This window comes from Amycolatopsis echigonensis (genome assembly GCF_014174495.1).
GTDB lineage: Bacteria > Actinomycetota > Actinomycetes > Mycobacteriales > Pseudonocardiaceae > Amycolatopsis > Amycolatopsis echigonensis.
The window spans coordinates 1-19,309 of sequence record NZ_JACJHR010000118.1; the positions used below are offsets into that span (position 1 = coordinate 1).

Here is a 19,309-nt window from a genome sequence, read left to right on the forward strand (position 1 = left end):
TTTCAGAATGATCTTGTGAGTTGGCGGTAGCAGATGAGGACGCATCCCAGCTGGAGCAGCCCGAGGTGGATGTCGGCGCGTCGCTCGTAGCGGGTGCGGAGTCGTTTGTCGTGGTGCAGCCAGGCGAATGTGCGTTCCACACCCCATCGGACCTTGCCGAGGCCGGAGCCGTGGGGTGTGTTCTTGCCTGCGATTCGCGGGGGGATGCCTTTGTCGCGCAGGGCTTGGCGGTGGTGGTCGTAGTCGTAGCCGCGGTCGGCGTGGAGCCAGCGGGGGTGTCGGCGGAGCCGGCCGCGCTTGCCGCGGATGGGCGGAATCGCCTCGACCAGCCCGATGAGCTGGGTGCTGTCGTGCCGGTTGCCACCGGTCAGCGTGACCGCCAGCGGGATGCCGTTTCCTTCGGTGATCAGGTGGTGTTGGGAGCCGAGGCGAGCCCGATCGACGGGCGAGGGGCCCGTCTGCGCCCCCCTTTGAGCGCCCGCACGTGCGAGCCGTCCACCACGGCGGACATCCAGATCGAGTCGATCCAGCGCCCGCAGGTGGTCCAACAGAAGCTCATGCACGGCGGTGAACACGCCGGCCTCGGTCCAGTCCCGCAGCCGTCACCAGCAGGTCACTCCGGAACACCCGGCCACCTCGCGCGGTAGTTCACGCCAGGTGATCCCCGTCTTGAGCACAAACACGATCCCCGCCAACGCAGCCCGATCGTCCACAGGCAACCGACTCGGATACCGGCTGCGACGCGGCGGCCGAGCCGGCAGCAGCGGCTCCACCCGCTGCCACAGCGCGTCGGGCACCAACTCTTCGATCACCCGACCCAGCATGCTCACACCTGATCAATCACCCACAACAGACACGCCGATCATTCTGAAACAAGTTGTTAGAGGTGTGTCCTGCCTGTTGCACCGGCTGGGCTGGAGTCCGCGGGTGCCTGTGCATTGCGCCGCCGAGCGCGACGAGAACATGACCACCACGTGGGTGCAAAAGATCCGGCCACAGGTTGAAAACCCGTGCGGGACCAGGATGCGTGGCTCGTCGTCAACTAACCGTCACTGTGGGACGGTGAACGCTTCGGTGATGCCGCCGTCGAGCGGTAGCGCGGCAGCGGTGATGAAGCCCGAATCGTCGCTCGCGAGGAAAGCGAGCGTTCCGGCAGCTTCCTCCAAACTGCCGAAGCGCCCCATAGGCCAGTGCACCAACCGCTTCTCCAACGCACCTGGGTTGCGCTCGAAGACGGCTCGCTGGCTCGGCGTGTCGATCGGCCCGAACAGCACCGCGTTCACGCGTACTCCGCTTCGCGCGAGATGTACACCAAGATCTCTGGTCAGCTGCACCACGCCGGCCTTGGCGGCCGCGTACGCCATCTGGGCCGTCGCCGCCCCGATGTTGGCGAGGAACGACGCAGCGTTGATGACCGAGCCACCGGCCGGGTCGGTGTTCAGAAGATGCCGGATGCCGTGCTTGCAGGAGAGGAAGATGCTGGTCAGGTTCGCATCGCGCACCCGGCGCCACGTGTCGAGACTGGTGTCCATTGCAGAATGATCGTCGCGGTCCATCAGCCCCAGGTTGTTGTAGATGACGTCGAGCCGGCCGTACTTCCGCACGACCTGCTCATACATCGCCTCAACCTGGGACTCCTCGGCAAGATCGGCCTGCACTACGTGTTCACCGGCGGAGTGCTCGACTTTGTCGACGCCGACTACCACAGCGCCCTCGCACGTGAACCGCTCGGCGACCGCCCAGCCAATCGTACTAGCGACACCATTGACCACACAGACCTTATCGGCAAGCCGAGACACAAGACCTCACAATCTCGTGGCCACCAAGTTCTCGCCTATCGCGGGCAGACCGACAAGAAGCTTAACATCCAGCCCGGACAAGTCCGGAGCACCCGAGACGGCGAACCTGAGCAGTCAGCGGACGCCGTCCACGGTTATCCGCACCTCGATCGGTCGTTGCTTGTCTCGACCGGCCTCCACGGCGGGAGGTGCGCGATGACATTCGTAGAGCTTTCCGCGGCATCATCTACTGGCGCCAACTCGATATCAACTCATTCTGTCTGGAGTTAGCGGGCATGTGAGATCTCGGTGATCACGCGTTGCAGGGATCGGAAGGTGTCCGCCGGTAGCAGCTTGTCGCAGTAGGGAAGCGCGGCTGCCATGGCGGCCACCTGTGGCTCGAAGCCTGGGGCGCCGGCTCTCGGGTTCATCCAGATCACCCGGTGCGCCCGCCGGCGCAATCGGGCCATCGCAGCCGCCAGGTCTTCCGGTGGGTCGCTGTCCCAGCCGTCCGAGCCGACGATCACGATGGCACCCCGGGTCCTCCCACCGTGGTGGGAGGACAACAGTGCCTGCACGTTACTGGCGATGCGTGTTCCGCCGAACCGGTCGGTCACCTTGTCCGTGGCCTGCTCGATGGCCACCTCTGCCGACTTGTGTGTGAGAACGCTGGTCAGCCTGGTCAGTGTCGTCGCGAACGCGAACACCTCCGCGCGGGCGACCAACGCGAGGGCGCGCATCAGGTGGAAATACGCCGGGGCCTGGGCCTGCATGGATTGGCTGACGTCGCAGAGCATGACGACCGGTCGGGGCTTGTCGATCGCCCGCACTCGGATCAACTCGATGGGCTCCCAGCCGGTGCGGCGGGATCGCTCCAGGGTGCACCGTGCCGCGATCCGGTGTCCACGGGTATCCACCCGGTGCCGGCGGCTTCGTCGAGTGGGCCAGTCGACCACGGCAGCGGCGAGCCATCTGCTGAGCAGATCCATCTCGCCCGCATCGAGCTCCTCGAACGAAACGTCCGCCAGCCCGTCGAGCTCGCTGGGCAGGCGCTCGGGCACGGCCAGTTCGCTCTCCGATTCACCTGCCTCAGCGACCACCTGGGGCAGTGTCACCCAGGGCAAGCCGCCACCGGGCTGCTCGTCCGTGGACGACGTCGATACGGAGGCGAACGCATCGTCATCGCCTCCGTGCGGGTTGACCTGCGGCGTGCGGCGCGCGTGTGGATCGAGCGCCAGCCCCCCGCTGTCGAATACCGCCGAGAACACCGCATCGAAGACTTCGATGTCACAACGCTGGCGCACCAGACTGATGCGGGCCGCCCAGTACAGCTCCGCCCGCGAGACCGGCGGGGACACCGCCATCGCCCGGACGAAGTCCTCAATGCCGGTCAAGCCAACCGGCACGCCGTGCCGACGAAGGCGAACGGCCAGTGCGACGGCGAATGCCGCGCGATCGACGCCCGGGAGCAGTGCCGGTGACGGCGGCTGGCTACGAGACAATGAGGTAGACGATGACGCCGGCAACGACCACCAGCACTGCGGCGACCGGCAGCGCCCGCTTGTAGATCGACTTGCCGGCGATACTCATGAGGTCCAGCGGCTCGCTGTCGGCCGCGTGAGTGATAGTGCGCTTGCCCACCGCGCCCTGAACGTCTGCGGCCGGCGGCGCCGCGCTGGGCCGAGCCGGTGCGGCCTGGGCACCGGCGGGCTGCTGAGCACCGCCCGGGGATTCCGTGGCCACGTCTTCGGGGACGGTGACCGTCAGTTTTCCCTCGAGGCAGTCCACGAACTGGCCGAGCAGTTTCTCCGACACCTCCTTGATCATGCCGCTGCCGAACTGCGCAATCTTGCCGGAGATCTTCAGGTCCGTGTCGACAGTGACGATGGTGCGGGTGCCGTCGGCCTTCAGCTGTGCGGTGATGGTCGCGGAGGCATTGCCCGCACCGCGCGAGTCCCGCCCCTTGGCGTCGATGACGGCGCGATAGTTCGTGTCGTCCTTCTCCGCGAACCGCACGGTCCCCGCGTACTCGGAGACGACCGGGCCGACCTTGATTTTCACCTTGCCGGAGTAGACGTCACCGTCCACTCCAGTCAGCTGCGCTCCGGGCATGCAGGGTGCGATGCCTTCCAAATCGGTGAGCACTGTCCATGCCCGATCGATCGGAGCGCTGACGGTGAATTCGTTGTCGATCTTCATGAGTTCCTCTCTGTGTCGCCGGTCAGCCGGCCGCGCTTCGGGTGTCGCCCGCCTCATGGAGCGCACCGAGGATCGTGTTGCGGTCGTCCGGAGTCTTCGCGATGGTGCCCAACGTCTGGACCACCTCGTCGCGGACCAGGTCGGTCGTGCCCAGCGCGGACAGCGCCGAGACCCAGTCGATCGTTTCGGCCATGCCGGGTGCCTTGTCGAGATCGAGCTGCCGCACCCTGCCGATGAAGTCGGTGGCCGATCGGATCAGCGCGTCGTTGGCGGCAGGCACCGACCGGCGCAGGATTTCCGCCGCTCGCTCGGCCACGGGAAAGTCGATCCAGTGGTACAGACAGCGCCGCCGGAGCGCGTCGTGCAGTTCTCGGTTGCGATTGGAGGTCAACACGACGATCGGCCGACGTTGCGCGGAGAACGTACCGAGCTCCGGAATCGTGATCGAGGCCTCGCCGAGGAATTCGAACAGGAGGGCCTCGAACTCGTCGTCGGCGCGGTCGATCTCGTCGATCAACAGCACCGGGGGCACCGGCCCGCTGTACCGGATGGCGCGCAGGATCGGACGTTCCTGCAAGAACTCCTCGGCGAACAGGTCGCCATCGGTCAGTTTCTCGTCGCGTGACTCGGCCAGGCGGACGGCGAGCAGTTGCCGTTGATAGTTCCACTCGTACAGCGACTCGCTTGCCGTCAGCCCTTCGTAGCACTGCAGCCGGATCAGCGGTGTGCCGAGAACCTTGGCCAAGGCCTTGGCGGCGGCCGTCTTGCCGACGCCTGGTTCACCTTCCAGCAGCAGCGGCTTGCCGAGAGTCAGCGCGAAGAACAACGCAGCGGCGGTTCCGTCGTCGACCAGGTAGTCGATCTCATCCAAGCGTCGCCGCACGTCGGCCGCGTCCGCAAAGATCCGGGTCACGACGCGGCTCCGGCGTTCGTTTGCGACAGCAGTGCCCGGTAGTCCTGCCAGGTATCGACGTCGATCGGCACCCCGCCGTCGACCAGCACCTCGACCGTCTCGTACCGTCCTGAAAAAAGCAACTTCCAGACCGCCTTGTCGCCGTGCAACGTTGTGAAGTCGCCGAAGACCTCTCGGCGAAACCAGAACGGGTGCCCGAGACCGTCGGTGTAGCGGCAGACGCCGATCGGCGAGCTACCCGCGCGCTCGATCAGCCGATGCACCGAGTCGGTGCTTACACCAGGCTGATCCCCGAGCAGGAGTATCAGTCCATCGGATCGGCGATCGACCGCGCCCATCGCCGAACGGATCGACGAGCCGCAGCCACTGCTGAACTGAGGGTTCTCGACAGCCTCGACACCATCGAGGTCAACGCGCTGTCGGATCGCCGCCTCGGCGCCACCCAGGGCCACCATGAGCTGGTCGAAGCCGCACCTTCTGGCCAACTCCAAGGTCGCCCCCAACAGGGTTGAGCCGTAGTAGGGCAGCAGTTGCTTGGGTTGGCCGAGGCGACGCGAAGCGCCCGCCGCGAGGACCAGGCCGGTAACGAACATGTCTCTACCGCTCTCCTTTCCCGGCGTGACTCTCGACGTAACGCTGACGGCAACCCGCGCCACAGAACCACAAGTCCGCACCGTCGACGGCCAGATGAGGTGTATCGGGCGAGACGATCACGGTCATACCACAGACCGGGTCGACCGCCTGCGTTTCCGGACCCGTCGCAGTCCCGCTGTCCGGCGATCCGGAAGCCACCGCTGCCGGGGTCACTCTGCGGGTGCGGATGGCAGCGACGATCTCCGCCAGAATCGACAAGGCGATCTCCGCAGCGGTCCGAGCGCCGATATCGATCCCCACCGGAGTGTGGATCCGCCCGCGTTCGGCTTCGGTCAGGTGCATCTCATCCAGCACTGCCGTCCCGCGCCGACGACTGGCCACCAGGCCGATAAACTCGACCCCGGCATCCAGCGCGGCGCGGATCGACGCGGCCTCGTCCCGCCCGTGGCTGGCCACGATGACCGCGGTAGCGCCCACCGGTCCCGGCTCGTCGCCCGCCCACCGGACGGCGAAGTCCAGCGGCCGGGCCAACTCCGCCACCGCCTCGGCGATCGGTGTCCGGCCGACGATCCAGATCACCGGTGGCGGCAGCAACGGTCGGAGAAAGATCTCCAACGCGCCACCCGACAGGCAGGGGTTCACCACCACCTGAGCACCCGGGGACTCCGGGAAATCCGTCTCGCCCTCAGGCAACACCCGCAACAACGTGGTCTGGCCGTTCTGCAGTGCGCCGAGAGCCGCCGTCCGGACGGAGCTCTCGGCGCACTGGCCACCGACGAAACCCTCGACGGACCCATCGGGCAGGACGATCGCATCGTCGCCGGCACGGACCGACGTCGGGAATTGGGCACGAACCACCACTGCGTGGACGAACGGTATACGGTCGGCGACCAGTTCCCTCATCCGCGCCGACATGCCGGCAATCATGGCTAACTCCGGTCCGATCAGATGGGCGGCTGCGGGTTGCCCCGCATGGCGTCCCACACCCGGGACGGGGTCAGCGGCATGTCCGCGTGGCGGACGCCGAACGGCTTGAGCGCGTCGACGACCGCGTTGACGATCGCCGGCGGCGAACCGACCGTCGCCGATTCACCAACGCCCTTCGCGCCAATCGGATGATGCGGCGAGGGGGTCACGGTGTAACCGGTCTCCCAGTCGGGGACTTCGACGGCGGTCGGGATGAGGTAGTCCATGAGCGATCCGCCCAGGCAGTTGCCGCCTTCGTCGAACGGGATCATCTCCATCAACGCCATGCCGACACCGTCGGTCAGGCCACCGTGCACCTGGCCTTCGATGATCATCGGGTTGATCCGGGTGCCGCAGTCGTCCACTGCAATGAACCGGCGAACCTTCACCTGAGCAGTGCCCGGATCGATGTCGACGACGCAGATATAGGCGCCGTGCGGGTAGGTCAAGTTCTCGGGGTTGTAGCAGATCTGCGCCTCAAGCCCACCTTCGACGCCCTCAGGCAGGTCTCCCGCGCCGTGCGCCTTCATCGCGATGTCCTGGATCGTGACCGACTTCGTCGGATCGCCCTTGACGTGGAACGAACCCTTCTCCCACTCCAGGTCGGCCACGGAGACCTCGAGCATTCCCGAGGCGATGATGCGGGCCTTGTCCCGCACCTTGCGTGCCACCAGGGCCGCGGCCGCACCCGACACCGGGGTCGAGCGGCTGCCGTAGGTGCCGAGGCCGAACGGCGTCTGGTCGGTGTCGCCGTGTACGACCTCGATGTCGTCCGGTGGGATACCGATCTCCTCGGCGACGATCTGCGCGAAGGTGGTCTCGTGCCCCTGTCCCTGGGTCTGTACCGACAGGCGCACGACCGCCTTGCCGGTCGGGTGCACGCGCAACTCGCACCCGTCGGCCATGCCCAGCCCGAGGATGTCCATGTCCTTGCGCGGGCCCGCACCGACCGCCTCGGTGAAGAACGAGACGCCGATGCCCATCAGCTCGCCGCGGGCCCGCTTCTCCACCTGTTCCCGGCGCAACTGCTCGTAGCCGGCGATCTCCATCGCCTTGCGCATGGTCGGCTCGTAGTTACCCGAGTCGTACACCCAGCCGGTCTTGGTCCGGTACGGGAACTGCTCAGGCTTGATGAAGTTCTTGAGGCGCAGCTCGACCGGGTCCATGTCGAGCTCGTCGGCCAGGCAGTTGACGATCCGCTCGACGAGGTACACGGCCTCGGTGATCCGGAACGAGCACGCGTAGGCGACCCCGCCCGGCGCCTTGTTCGTGTAGACGGCCGTCATCTTGCAGTAGGCGGCCTCCAGGTCGTAGCTACCGGTGAACACGCCGAAGAAGCCGGCCGGGTATTTCACCGGCGCCGCGACACCGTTGAAGGCGCCGTGGTCGGCCAGCACATTGGTGCGGATGGCCAGGATCTTGCCGTCCCTGGTCGCCGCGATCTCGCCGCGCATGATGTAGTCGCGCGCGAAACCGGTGCTGGTGAGGTTTTCCGAGCGGTCCTCCATCCACTTCACCGGCTTGCCGGTGACCAGCGAGGCCACGATCGAGCAGACGTAGCCGGGATAGATCGGGACCTTGCCACCAAAACCACCGCCGACGTCCGGGGAGATGACCCGGATCTTGTGCTCGGGCAGGCCGGCCACGAGCGCGTACAGCGTGCGATGGGCATGCGGTGCCTGGGTGGTCGACCACAGCGTCAGTTTGCCGTCGACGGGGTCGTAGTCGGCGACAGAACCGCAGGTCTCCATCGGGGCCGGGTGCACGCGCGGGTACACGATGTCCTGGCTGACAACGACATCCGCCTTCGCGAACACGGCCTCGGTGGCCGCGGCGTCACCGGTCTCCCAGTCGAAGCAATGGTTGTCCTTCTTGTCTTCCAGGTCGTCCCGGATGACGGGCGCATCGGGATCGAGCGCCGTGCGGACGTCGACCACCGGATCGAGGATGTCGTACTCGACGTCGATCAGTTCCAGGGCATCACGTGCCGCGTAGCGGTCCTCGGCCACGACGAACGCGACCTCCTGCCCCTGGAACCGGACCTTGTCCGTGGCCAGCACGGCCTGCACGTCGTTGGACAGCGTCGGCATCCAGGCCAGGCCCTTTTCCGCCAGCATGGCGCCGGTGACGACCGCCTTGACCTTCGGGTGTGCCTCGGCTGCGGTGGTGTCGATGCTCACGATGCGGGCGTGCGCGACCGGTGAGCGCAGGATCGCCAGGTGCAGCATGCCGGGCAGCTGCACGTCATCGCAGTACCGGCCCTTTCCACGAATGAATCGGGCGTCCTCTTTGCGCAGCATCCGCCCGTAGCCGGTCGGCTTCTGGTTGTTGTTCTCGAATGCCCCGGCCGGGCGCTCTTCAACGGTGATCATGATGCGCTCCCGCTGGTGACGGCCGTCTGGTCGCCGGCTTCCTGCGCAGCGGCCCATTGGACGGAACGGACGATGGTCGCGTAGCCGGTGCAGCGGCAGATCTGGCCGGAGATCGCGTCGCGGATCTCCTCCTCCGACGGGTGGGGATTGTGGTCGAGCAGGGCGCGTGCCGTCATCAGCATTCCGGGGGTGCAGAAGCCGCACTGCAGGCCGTGGCACTCCATGAATCCCTGCTGCACCGGGTCGAGCTCACCGTTCCGCTCGAGGCCCTCGACCGTGCGTACCTCGTGGCCGCCGGCCGTCGCCGCGAGGACGGTACACGACTTGACCGGTTCGCCGTCGAGCCACACCACGCAAGTGCCGCAGTTGCTGGTGTCGCAGCCCCAGTGCGTGCCCGTCAGTCCGAGATGATCACGCAGGAAGTGCACGAGGAGCAGGCGTCCCTCGATCTCCCTGGTGACCTCCTCGCCGTTGACCGTCATCGTGACCTGCATGTCAGACCCTCTCGTTGATTCGGGCGACGGACCGGCGCAGGGTCCGTTTGGTGAGTTCCTTGGCGAGGTGACGCTTGTATTCGGCGCTGCCGCGCGTATCGGTGGCCGGGTCACAGTTCTGCGCGGCGAGATCACCGGCGTGGTCGTAGAGCTCCTCGGATGGCCGCTGACCGCGCAAGGCTTCGGTGATGGCCGGGATCCCGGCGGTGTTCGGGCCCGCGGCGGCCAGGCCGACCCGGGCTTCCGCAATCACTCCGCCGTCCAGCCACACGGCCGCGCCGGCGGAGACCACCGCCCAGTCGCCCGCGCGACGCTCGACCTTCTCGTAGGCGCTGGAACCGTTCGAGCGCACCGGGATGCGGATCTCGATCAGCATCTCGCCGTCTTCGACCGCGGTCTCGTAGGGGCCGCGGTGGAACTCCTCCATCGTGATGACCCGTTCGCCCACCTGGCTTCGGATCACGCAGCTGGCCCCGAGCGTGGTGCACACGGCGGACAGGTCCTCCGACGGGTCGGCCTGGCACAGTGAGCCACCCAAGGTGCCGCGGTTGCGCACGACCGGGTCGGCGATGACCCGCTCCGCGTCGCGGAAGATCGGGAACGCATCCGTGAGCGCGTCGGACTCGAGCAACTCGCGATGCCGAGTCATCGCGCCGATCCGGATTTGCGTGGGCTCCACTCGGATGTACCCGAGTTCGTCGTGTAGATCGTTGAGATCGATCAAGTACTCTGGACTGGCCAGCCGAAGCTTCATCATCGGGAGCAAGCTGTGGCCACCTGCGAGGAGCCGCGCCGAACTCCCCAGCCGGTCCAGCAGCCCGATCGCGTGATCGACGCTAGTAGCGCGTTCGTACTCCAACGGTGCGGGAACCTGCATGCAAGACCCCTTTGTCTCGTAGTTGGTAGCACAGTGGACTCCTGTCCGGAACCGCTGTCAACTTCGGCCTAAGGAATCTCTTAAGTGAATGTTGACGTTAGTTTACCGAGCGGCGCATGCTGCCGAACCGAACGCCGCGGGAAGCACGCGTCCGAGGCTGACCCGTCCGCGTTCCGGCAGCGGAAGGAGCGCTCAATGTCGGGACCGGCGTGGCTGAGTGGCATCTTCGTCGCCCTCATGACCGCTACCTCACTCTTTTACGCCGGGCGGATTCTCCTGGCACGAATTCTGCGGCGCAGGACCGAGTTCGATGTCGACCTCACGCACGCGGCCATGGGCGCGACCATGGCCGTCATGCTCGGTGGCGCGCTGAGCCCGGGAACCGCCGGAATACTGGCGGTCGGCGCTGCCGTCCCGACGCTGTGGTTCGCCTGGCGGAGCGTGCGAAGATACGTCCTTGCCGATGCCCTGGCCGCGAGACACAACGCGCAGCAGGCCGTCACACCCGGCGCGATGCTCTACATGCTAGTCGGCATCGCGGTTATCGGTTCCGCCTCGGCCACGCACCCCTCCATGCCCGGTATGGCCGGACATGGCCAGACTGGCTCGCTCGCTGTGGACAGCCTGCGGCTGTTCGCCCCGATGCTCGCTATCCCCATGCTCGCCGTCGTGGTGTTCACCGCGCGCCGGCTACGGCAGCAGGGCACCGTTCCCCCAACCGCGACGAGCCCGGAAACCGGGGTGCTGGCGCCGGCGCTGGCAGTCGGCTGCCAGCTCGCCATGAGCGTCACCACCACGTACTCGCTCATCGTGATGACGTAGCCACTTCGCACGACGAACGCTGCAACGAAACGACCAGTAACCGTGAGAGAGGTGAAGCCGTGCGCGACATTGTCGACGGCCTCGAATCCTGGAGCGCCGCGGGCATGCGATTCGCCGTCGCGACCGTCGTTCAGACCTGGAAATCGGCGCCTCGCCAGCCGGGCGCGGCAATGGCCGTGGCCGAGAACGGTGAGGTGCTCGGCAGCATTTCAGGCGGCTGCGTCGAAGGGGCAGTGTACGAATGCGCCCAGGAAGTGCTCGCCTCGGGCAAGGCGTCGTCACAGACCTACGGGGTAAGCGACGGTGATGCCTTCGAAGTCGGGCTGACGTGCGGCGGCGTTATCGACATCTTCGTGCAGCCGGCCGACGGCGAGCACTACCCGGAACTGCCCGCGATACTCGCGGCGATCAAATCGGGCCAACCGGTCGCGGTGGCAACAATCATCTCCGGCTCGTCGCCCGGCCGGCACCTCGTGATCGGGCCGGACGGGGTGAGCGGCACGCTCGGCGGGTCCGGCCTGGACGCCGCTGTCCGGGAGCAGGCCAAGGGAATGCTCGCTCAGGGCAGCAACGGCGTCATCCATGTAGGCCGCAACGGCGAGCAACGCCTGGACGAACTCGGCGTTTTCGTCCAAGCCTTCACTCCCCCACCGCGAATGCTGGTCTTCGGGGCCATCGACTTCGCCAGCGCGGTGGCGAAGATCGGCAAGTTCCTCGGCTACCATGTCACGGTTTGCGACGCGCGCCCGGTCTTCGCCACCCGCAGGCGATTTCCCGAAGCCGACGAGCTGGTCGTGAACTGGCCGCACCGCTTCCTCGAGGAGATCGAGGTCGACGAGCGGACAGTGATCTGCGTACTCACCCACGATCCGAAGTTCGACGTCCCGTTGCTGGAGCGGGCGCTGCAAACCCCGGCCCGGTACATCGGGGCCATGGGCAGCCGCCGCACACATGACGACCGGCTACGCCGGCTGCGGAAGATTGGCGTGAGCGAGTCGTCCCTGGCACGCCTGTCGTCCCCGATCGGGCTGGACCTCGGGGCGCGGACACCGGAGGAGACCGCGGTCGCCATCGCGGCCGAGATCATCGCCTTGAACTGGGGTGGGTCGGGACGGCGCCTCACCGAGACCGAGCTGGCGATCCACCGATGAAAGGTTCCGAGCCGATACCCATCACCCTCGGCCCGGCGCGGCGCGCCGGGGACCGCCCCGGCACCGATCGACGGCTGATCGACGCCTTCGGCCGGGTCGCCACCGATCTGCGGGTCTCGCTGACCGACCGCTGCAACCTACGATGCACCTACTGCATGCCTGCCGAAGGGCTGGCCTGGCTACCACGGCGCGAGATCCTCACCGATGACGAGATCAACCGGCTCGTCCGCATCGCCGTGGAACGGCTTGGTATCCGAGAGGTGCGATTCACCGGGGGCGAGCCGTTGCTGCGGCCGGGACTCGAACGAATCATCGCGGCAACAGCGGCGCTACGGCCACGCCCCGACATTTCCGTGACCACCAACGGAATCGGCCTTGCCCGGCGCGCGCAGGCGTTAGCCGACAGCGGCTTGCAACGGATCAACGTCTCCCTCGACACGCTGCGCGCCGATCGATTCCGCTCGCTGGCTCGGCGAGACCGCATCGGTGACGTCCTCGACGGACTGCGTAGCGCCCGGCGAGCCGGCCTTCGGCCGGTCAAGGTCAACGCCGTGCTGATGCGGGGTGTCAACGACGATGAGGCCGTCGACTTGCTGCGCTACTGCGTGGACAACGGCTTCGAGCTGCGTTTCATCGAGCAGATGCCGTTGGGCGCAGGGTGGGCCTGGCGGCGCGAGAACATGGTCGCCGCCGAGGAGATCCTCGTTCGCCTGAGCGCGGAGTTCACGCTGACCCCGACCCGCGAGCCACGTGCCGGGGCACCGGCCGAACGCTGGCTCGTCGATGGCGGACCCGCGACCGTGGGGGTCATCGCGTCAGTCACCCGGCCGTTCTGCTCGGCCTGCGACAGGACTCGCCTGACCGCCGACGGCCAGATCCGCAGCTGCCTGTTCAGCGCGAGCGAAACCGACCTGCGCGGGTTACTCCGCACCGGAGCGGTCGACGAGCAGATCGCCGACCGGTGGCGACTCGCCATGTGGGGCAAAGCAGCCGGTCACGGCGTCGACACGAGCGGCTTCGCACAGCCGAGCCGCTCGATGAGCACGATCGGAGGATGACATGGCCGACCTGACCGTCCTCTATTTCGCATCGGCCCGAGCGCATCGCCGAGGAAATCATCAGCGCGACCACAGTTGCCGAGGCGCTGACCAACATCCGCGCTCGGCATCACCGGCAGCCTCCGCCAACATCCACCCGTTCGTCCGCTCGACCTCCCCGAACAGTCCCTGCAGGTCGGCAGCCATCCACCGCCGCGACTCCACCCGCACGAACCGACCCGTGAACGCCGCGAACCCCGCCGACCAGCCAGCCGCCATCTCTAACACACAGCATCAACTACACCTGGCTCTTGCTGCAGCCTCAGCGGGACTGTCAGTGATCTTGTGGGCGGGGTGGTGATCCGACAGGCTGGGGCATCGTGCCTCGGCGGGAAGGATCATGATGGCGGAGACGGATGAGTCGGCGGCTTCTCAGCCGCTGGATGGCGTCGATATTCGGGGGCTGATCGACAAGGCCCGGGCGGATGGGCTGTCGTTGGCGGGCCCGGATGGGTTGTTGTCGCGGATTACGAAAACTGTTCTTGAATCGGCGTTGAATGCGGAATTGGATGAGCATCTCGGATACGAGAAGGGTGATCCAGCGGGCCGCGGCGCGCCGAATCAGCGGAATGGCCGGTCGCAGAAGACGGTGCACACCGATGTGGGATCGGTGCGGATCGACGTGCCGCGGGACCGGAACGGGGAGTTTGAGCCACAGATTGTGCCGAAACACGCGCGCCGGATCGAGGGATTTGACGAGTCGATCATCTCACTGTATGCGAAAGGGTTAACCACCGGCGACATTCAGAAACACTTGTCGGAGATCTATGGGGTGGACGTTTCCCGTGAGCTGATCTCGAAAATCACCGATAAAGTGGTTGAGGAGATGAATGAATGGCAGTCCCGGCCACTGGAGCGGATCTACCCCATTGTGCTGATTGATGCGATACACGTGAAAATCCGCGATGGGCAGGTCGCCAACCGGCCCATCTACGTGGTTGTTGGGGTGAACCTTGCTGGCGAGCGGGACGTGCTGGGCCTGTGGGCCGGCACCGGTGGCGAGGGCGCGAAACACTGGGCCGGGGTGCTGGCCGAGCTGCGTAATCGTGGTGTCGAGGATGTGATGATCGTCTGCTGCGATGGGCTGAAAGGCCTACCGGAGGCGATCAACAGCGCGTGGCCACTGGCGGACGTGCAGCAATGCGTCGTCCACCTCGTCCGAAATTCCCTCAAGTACTCATCCCGGAAGTACTGGGGGCAGATCACCAAGGAACTCAAGGAAATCTATACCGCCCCCACCGAGGCTGCCGCCGACACACGCTTCGCCGAGTTCGCGGAACAATGGGAATCCCGATATCCGGCCATGATCGCGGCATGGCGGAACAGCTGGGAACAATTCACCCCGTTCCTCAAGTTCCCGGCACCGATCCGGAAGCTCGTGTATACGACGAATGCCATCGAAAGCCTGAACTCGCGATTCCGGCACGCAGTGAACCGGCGCGGCCATTTCCCCAACGACCAAGCAGCCCTTAAAGTCCTCTACCTTGTCATCCGAAATCCACTGAAAAACAGGCAGAACATCACTGGACGAATTAGCGGCTGGAAGGATATACTCAACACGCTCGCAATGTTCTACGGCGACCGCATAACTGGATAAGCGAAACCCCGTAGTGGGCAACACGATCACCGCTCCGCCCACAAAAAATCTGACACTCTCTGTCGCGGCTGGCCGCGCAGCACGAAGAAATCACGCGTCTACGAGCAGCTCTGGAATCGCAGGGTGTCGTCCGGGCCCTACCGAATTCACGTGGACAACAATGATCGAACTTCCGCTTGCCTCATGCCCCACTGGATCAGTTCAGGCCAGGGTGAGGAATAGCTTTTCGAGTTGTTCCTCGGTCATGGGATTTTCGTCGCCGGTGCCGTCGGTGGTGAGGCATTCGCGCAGGCCGCTGGCGATGATTTTGAATCCGGCGCGGTCGAGTGCGCGGGAGACGGCGGCGAGTTGGGTGACGACGTCTTTGCAGTCGCGCCCTTCGTCGATCATGGTGATGACGCCCGCCAGTTGTCCCTGCGCTCGGCGTAGCCGGTTGCGCACCTGGGTGATGGTGTCCTGGTCGCCGATCATGGCGGTGCTCCTTGTTCGTTCCGATGTTCGCCACGATACCCGTGCGGGTATCGAGGGGAGCCCGACCTGGTGCTCTCGGGCTCCCCTCGCAGTGGCTCAGCCGTGGGCGAAGCTGATCTTCGGCAATGCCCGCCGCAGCCAGGCCGGGCACCACCACGCGGCGTGTCCGGTGAGCCGGAGCAGGACCGGGAGCAGCACGAGCCGGATCAGCGCGGCGTCGAGCAGGACCGCGATGCCAAGGATGACGCCCATCTCCTTGGGAGGGAGGGGGTCGGCGAGGGCGAAGGTGAAAAACACCGCGACCATGACCGCGGCGGCGGCCAGGATCACCCGCCCGGAGTGGGCGAGCCCTTCGACGTGGCCGGCGCGCGGGTCACCGCTGGTTTCGTAATGTTCCTTGGCCGCTGAGAGCAGGAACACGGTGTAGTCCATGGCGATGGCGAAGATCATCGCGAAGAAGAACACCGGCGCCCAGCCGTCGAGGAAGCCCTGTGGGGTGAACCCGAGCAGGCTCGCGCCGTGTCCGTCCTGGAAGATCAGCTTGGCCACGCCGAAGGCAGCGGTGGTGGACAGCAGGCTGACCACGGTGCCCAGCAGCGCGATCAGCGGCGCTTGCAGGGAGGCGAGCAGGAGCAGGAATCCCAGCGTCAGGATGACGCCGACCACCAGCGGCAGGTAGTCGTCCAGCGCGGTCTGCAGGTCGAGGTTCTCCGCCGCAGCTCCGCCGACCAGAGCGTCGGCGGGCAAGGCCGCACGGAGCGTGTCGAGCGTGGATTGCAGGTGCTGGCTGGACGGGTCGTCGGCGGGAAGGACCTGGATGAAGCTGTAGCCGCTGCCGTCGGCAGCGGGTTGCGCCGGCATCGCCGTGACCACTCCGTCAGTGCCCTGGGCGATCCGAGTGACCTCGCCCGCGTCCTTTGCCGGGGTGATGATCTGCAGCATGCCCGGCGCGCCTTGGCCCATGGCCTGCTGCACGGTTTCGTAGCCCTGGCGCACGGGTGCGTCGGCGGGGACGACCTGAATGGAGGGCATGGCTACTTTCAGCCCGAACACGGGGATCGTCAGCAGCACCAGCACGGCCAGCGCGCCGAGGGCGAACGGCCAGGGCCTGCGGTGGAGCAGCTCGCCCCAGCGAGCGAACACGGGGGAACGGTGCTGCTGGCGTTTCGCCCAGGGCAGGGACGCGGCGTTCACGCGGTCGCCCAGTTTGGCCAGCACCACCGGCAACAGGCTCAGGGTGGCGGCCAGGACGAACACCACGGCGAGCATGATGCCCACCGCCATCGTCCGCACTGCGGGCGCGGGGACGAGCAGCACGGCGGACAAGCTCACCAGCACCGTCAACCCGGACAGCAGGACCGCTTTGCCCGCGGTGTCCATGGTCTCGGCCACCGCCGCGAGCCGGTCGCCGTGGCGGCGCATTCCCGCGCGGAACCGCACGACGAGGAACAGGGCGTAATCGATGCCCAGGGCGAGCGCGAACATCATGGCGAAGTTCATCGCCCACACCGAGATCGGGGTGATCTCGTTGAGCAGCACCAGCCCACCCGCCGATGCGACCAGCCCGGCCAAGGTCAGCAACAACGGGAGCCCTGCGGCAACCAGGGAACCGAACGCGAGAACCATGATCGCCAGGGTCACCGGCCAGGACAGCATCTCGGCCTGGATCATCGCGTCGTGGTTGGCCTGGTTGAAGTCACTCCACAACGCCGACGCGCCCGTCGGGCTCACCTGGACATCGGGAGTGGACAGCCCGGTGAGCTGGTCTTTGAGGTCGTCGACCACGCGGACCATCTCGTCGCTGTCCGCGCCCGCCCCGGCGAGCACGATCGCGGTGTGCCCGTCAGGGCTGATCGACGCGCCCGGCTGCGGCGCCACGACGGAGGCGATCCGATCGTCGCGCTCCAGCACACCGGCCACCCGGGAGATCACCTCCCGCACGGCCGGATCGTCGGAGGTGAACCGGTCGGAGTGCACCACAACCTGCACCGCGGTCGAGCCCTGACCGCCGAAGTGCTGGCGGGCCAACTCACGGACCTGAACGGACTCGGAGCCGTTGGCCTGCCAGCCGGCTCCTGCCAGCGAGGAGAAGACGCCGGGGGCCAGCGCACCCAAGGCGACGATGACGATGCCCCAGGTCAGCAGCACCCAGCGAGCGTTGCGGGCCATCGCGACGCCCCAGCGTCCATGCAGCCCGGCTCGCGCCTGGTCGGTGGTCGGGTCGGGCAGGTCGGTGTCGAGAGAAGTCACCATCGGTGAACTGTCAGCCTTTCATCACAGGTGGGCCGAACGTTCCGCACCCGGCTACCGCACATCGGAAGCGGGCCGTGCGGTGGGAGGGGACGGTCAGGAACGTCGCTTGCTGGTTCTCCACGGCCACGACCGCGCCGGCTGCTGCTCGCGGGGATGCCCGCCGCACCACTGGCCGGGTGGCACCATCGCCTTGACCTGGGCGACATGCAGCCCGCATCCGGCCCAGGTGGTTTTGCCGCAGGCGCGGCATGTCTTGGGTCGGCACATGATCCCCGGTCACCCTTTCGGCATGGTCGGTGCTCCGTCGCGGCTGCGACGGAGTTCGGCGAACCCAGGAACGGCGGCTGCCGCGGTCAGCGCAGCGAACAGAGCGCGACCGTCGGCCGGTGCGGGCAACTCGGTCAGCACCGGACCGAAGAAGGTGCGGCCGCCGATCGTGGTGATGGGGCTCCCGCCGGGTTCGCCGAGCGCGTCCTGGCTGGCCTGGTGCAGAGCGCGAAGCGCCGCGTCGTGATCGGCCGACCTGGCCGCCGAGGCCAGGTCGGCCGGCAGCCGCGCCTCTCCCAGCGCGGCGCGCAGGAGAGGCGCCTCTACCGGCACACCCTGCTCGTGCACTCTTCTGCCGACCGCCGCATGGAATACGGCAGCGGCCTGCTGATCCTCGATGACCGTCAGTACCCGGCCGACCACTCGCGAGTCCTCGATCCGCCGCCGTTGGGCTGGGGCGACCTCTCGACCCTCGTTGAGCACGGCCAGGCTCATCGGCCGCAACCGCAACGCGTGCGTGTCGGGCATCGCCTCGGTCAGCCACCGATACGTCAGCCACGCGAACGGGCACACCGGGTCGGCGTAAAGCACCACCTCGCTCACGCCAGCTCCTCATCCAACGCCACCAGAGCCGACTCCAGCCGCACGGTGGCCTCCTCGGCCACAGCGACCACTCCCGCCGCCGGCACGACCTCGGCCATCACCGCCGGATTGACCGCCTCGACCACCGTCACCGACAGATCACTCACGTCCTGGCGCACCACGACATTGCACGGCAACAACAACCCGATCTCACGCGTGGCCTCCAACGCGCGATGAGCCAGCGGCGGATTGCACGCACCAAGGATCACGTACCGCTCCATCGACTCTCCGAGCTTCTCCCGCAACGTTGCCTGCACGTCGATTTCGGTCAGCACCCCGAAACCCGCACTCGCGAGCGCCACCCGAGCCTTCGCGATGACCTCGTCGAACCCCACGCCCCTGTACGAGCGAGTCAAACCAAGCCGCATCTCTACTCCTTCCAACACCTGATCGAAAAATACCCCCAGGGGCATAGTGACATGCCCCAGGGGGTATCCGCCAACCGGGGTGACCCCGATCGCAGTCTGCGTCAGTCACCGTGACGGCTCGACCATGCGCGGTGACTGCCATGACACAGCCAAACGCCACCCGAACAGGGCGATGCCTTTCGTCAAGGACGACGAGCAGAAGCCATGCGGCGTGATGTAAATCACGTTGAACGGCGGCAAACAAGACACCCGCGTCGACTCCGGACGGCAAGTTCATAGCAAGCCGCGAACCCCAACCAGGACACGCACTGAACTGGACATGCCGAGTGCGGACAGAAGGTGCCCTTTCGCTGGCTGCAACAGCGCCGGCTGGCCGGAGCAGCTCGCGCGATTCATTGCGCTGCCGGACGAAGCCGTCCAGCACGTGATCGACGAGTACGTGTGGCTG

Annotated in this window: 17 protein-coding genes and 2 pseudogenes; 5 read left to right on the forward strand and 14 right to left on the reverse strand. The window is 66.6% G+C overall.

The annotated features are described in order from the left end of the window. Positions 1 to 2 precede the first annotated feature (2 nt). A pseudogene (locus H5411_RS42160) lies at positions 3 to 824 on the reverse strand (IS5 family transposase). Between H5411_RS42160 and H5411_RS49470 the strand changes: the two are divergent. Then, positions 823 to 975: pseudogene (locus H5411_RS49470) on the forward strand (winged helix-turn-helix domain-containing protein); the annotation flags it as partial. The pseudogenes H5411_RS42160 and H5411_RS49470 sit on opposite strands and share 2 nt — an antisense overlap. Positions 976 to 1,049: 74 nt before the next feature. Here the strand turns inward: H5411_RS49470 and H5411_RS42170 are convergent. The 9 genes from H5411_RS42170 to H5411_RS42210 all read right to left on the reverse strand — a co-directional run bounded on the left by H5411_RS42170 (position 1,050) and on the right by H5411_RS42210 (position 10,193). Continuing rightward, entirely contained in the window at positions 1,050 to 1,772 is a 723-nt protein-coding gene (locus tag H5411_RS42170) for an SDR family oxidoreductase (RefSeq protein WP_312878729.1), read from the reverse strand. Between the two features lie 293 nt (positions 1,773 to 2,065). Beyond that, positions 2,066 to 3,280, reverse strand: coding sequence for a vWA domain-containing protein (locus tag H5411_RS42175; RefSeq protein WP_183127185.1), 1,215 nt, complete (start codon positions 3,278 to 3,280; stop codon positions 2,066 to 2,068). Then, positions 3,270 to 3,977, reverse strand: a complete 708-nt coding sequence (locus tag H5411_RS42180) for an SRPBCC family protein (RefSeq protein ID WP_183127187.1) — start codon at positions 3,975 to 3,977, stop codon at positions 3,270 to 3,272. The genes H5411_RS42175 and H5411_RS42180 overlap by 11 nt, the downstream gene beginning before the upstream one ends. Before the next feature lie 22 nt (positions 3,978 to 3,999). After that, entirely contained in the window at positions 4,000 to 4,890 is an 891-nt protein-coding gene (locus H5411_RS42185; protein ID WP_183127188.1) for an AAA family ATPase, read from the reverse strand. Continuing rightward, complete coding sequence (locus H5411_RS42190; protein ID WP_183127190.1) at positions 4,887 to 5,483, reverse strand: nucleotidyltransferase family protein; 597 nt, start codon at positions 5,481 to 5,483, stop codon at positions 4,887 to 4,889. The genes H5411_RS42185 and H5411_RS42190 overlap by 4 nt, the downstream gene beginning before the upstream one ends. 4 nt (positions 5,484 to 5,487) lie before the next feature. Beyond that, on the reverse strand, positions 5,488 to 6,411 hold the full coding sequence (locus H5411_RS42195) for an XdhC family protein (protein WP_183127192.1): 924 nt from the start codon (positions 6,409 to 6,411) through the stop codon (positions 5,488 to 5,490). Positions 6,412 to 6,428: 17 nt separating this feature from the next. Next, positions 6,429 to 8,822, reverse strand: coding sequence for an aerobic carbon-monoxide dehydrogenase large subunit (locus H5411_RS42200; protein ID WP_183127194.1), 2,394 nt, complete (start codon positions 8,820 to 8,822; stop codon positions 6,429 to 6,431). Then, on the reverse strand, positions 8,819 to 9,316 hold the full coding sequence (locus H5411_RS42205; RefSeq protein ID WP_183127195.1) for a (2Fe-2S)-binding protein: 498 nt from the start codon (positions 9,314 to 9,316) through the stop codon (positions 8,819 to 8,821). The genes H5411_RS42200 and H5411_RS42205 overlap by 4 nt, the downstream gene beginning before the upstream one ends. Position 9,317: 1 nt before the next feature. Continuing rightward, a complete protein-coding gene (locus H5411_RS42210) occupies positions 9,318 to 10,193 on the reverse strand; it encodes an FAD binding domain-containing protein (RefSeq protein ID WP_183127197.1) in 876 nt (291 codons plus the stop codon). A gap of 195 nt (positions 10,194 to 10,388) precedes the next feature. Between H5411_RS42210 and H5411_RS42215 the strand changes: the two genes are divergently transcribed. From H5411_RS42215 to H5411_RS42235, 4 genes are all read left to right on the forward strand, one after another. Then, entirely contained in the window at positions 10,389 to 11,015 is a 627-nt protein-coding gene (locus H5411_RS42215) for a DUF5134 domain-containing protein (protein ID WP_183127200.1), read from the forward strand. 59 nt (positions 11,016 to 11,074) lie between these two features. Continuing rightward, positions 11,075 to 12,166 carry an XdhC family protein gene (locus H5411_RS42220; RefSeq protein WP_183127202.1) on the forward strand — a complete coding sequence of 364 codons (1,092 nt, stop codon included), beginning with the start codon at positions 11,075 to 11,077 and terminating at the stop codon, positions 12,164 to 12,166. Beyond that, positions 12,163 to 13,224, forward strand: coding sequence for a GTP 3',8-cyclase MoaA (gene moaA, locus H5411_RS42225; protein WP_183127204.1), 1,062 nt, complete (start codon positions 12,163 to 12,165; stop codon positions 13,222 to 13,224). Before H5411_RS42220 ends, moaA begins: the two co-directional genes overlap by 4 nt. A 382-nt stretch (positions 13,225 to 13,606) precedes the next feature. Beyond that, complete coding sequence (locus H5411_RS42235; protein ID WP_183127212.1) at positions 13,607 to 14,860, forward strand: IS256 family transposase; 1,254 nt, start codon at positions 13,607 to 13,609, stop codon at positions 14,858 to 14,860. A gap of 201 nt (positions 14,861 to 15,061) precedes the next feature. Here H5411_RS42235 and H5411_RS42240 read toward each other — a convergent pair whose 3' ends face one another. The 4 genes from H5411_RS42240 to H5411_RS42255 form a co-directional block, all read right to left on the reverse strand. Next, positions 15,062 to 15,331 carry a metal-sensitive transcriptional regulator gene (locus tag H5411_RS42240; RefSeq protein WP_183127206.1) on the reverse strand — a complete coding sequence of 90 codons (270 nt, stop codon included), beginning with the start codon at positions 15,329 to 15,331 and terminating at the stop codon, positions 15,062 to 15,064. A gap of 96 nt (positions 15,332 to 15,427) precedes the next feature. Continuing rightward, entirely contained in the window at positions 15,428 to 17,584 is a 2,157-nt protein-coding gene (locus H5411_RS42245) for an MMPL family transporter (protein WP_183127208.1), read from the reverse strand. A 276-nt stretch (positions 17,585 to 17,860) separates the two neighbouring features. Further along, the gene (locus H5411_RS42250) at positions 17,861 to 18,454 is read right to left on the reverse strand and encodes a mycothiol-dependent nitroreductase Rv2466c family protein (protein WP_183127210.1); all 594 of its coding nucleotides are present in this window, start codon (positions 18,452 to 18,454) and stop codon (positions 17,861 to 17,863) included. After that, on the reverse strand, positions 18,451 to 18,828 hold the full coding sequence (locus H5411_RS42255) for a DUF302 domain-containing protein (RefSeq protein WP_312878730.1): 378 nt from the start codon (positions 18,826 to 18,828) through the stop codon (positions 18,451 to 18,453). Before H5411_RS42255 ends, H5411_RS42250 begins: the two co-directional genes overlap by 4 nt. Positions 18,829 to 19,309: the final 481 nt, after the last annotated feature.

Bases quoted from the DNA above. Each gene is read 5' to 3' on its own strand.
- H5411_RS42180 (WP_183127187.1), bottom strand. From the start codon at position 3,977: ATGAAGATCGACAACGAATTCACCGTCAGCGCTCCGATCGATCGGGCA.
- H5411_RS42190 (WP_183127190.1), bottom strand. From the start codon at position 5,483: ATGTTCGTTACCGGCCTGGTCCTCGCGGCGGGCGCTTCGCGTCGCCTC.
- H5411_RS42195 (WP_183127192.1), bottom strand. From the start codon at position 6,411: ATGATTGCCGGCATGTCGGCGCGGATGAGGGAACTGGTCGCCGACCGT.
- H5411_RS42200 (WP_183127194.1), bottom strand. From the start codon at position 8,822: ATGATCACCGTTGAAGAGCGCCCGGCCGGGGCATTCGAGAACAACAAC.
- H5411_RS42205 (WP_183127195.1), bottom strand. From the start codon at position 9,316: ATGCAGGTCACGATGACGGTCAACGGCGAGGAGGTCACCAGGGAGATC.
- H5411_RS42210 (WP_183127197.1), bottom strand. From the start codon at position 10,193: ATGCAGGTTCCCGCACCGTTGGAGTACGAACGCGCTACTAGCGTCGAT.
- H5411_RS42215 (WP_183127200.1), top strand. From the start codon at position 10,389: ATGTCGGGACCGGCGTGGCTGAGTGGCATCTTCGTCGCCCTCATGACC.
- moaA (WP_183127204.1), top strand. From the start codon at position 12,163: ATGAAAGGTTCCGAGCCGATACCCATCACCCTCGGCCCGGCGCGGCGC.
- H5411_RS42235 (WP_183127212.1), top strand. From the start codon at position 13,607: ATGGCGGAGACGGATGAGTCGGCGGCTTCTCAGCCGCTGGATGGCGTC.
- H5411_RS42240 (WP_183127206.1), bottom strand. From the start codon at position 15,331: ATGATCGGCGACCAGGACACCATCACCCAGGTGCGCAACCGGCTACGC.
- H5411_RS42245 (WP_183127208.1), bottom strand. From the start codon at position 17,584: ATGGTGACTTCTCTCGACACCGACCTGCCCGACCCGACCACCGACCAG.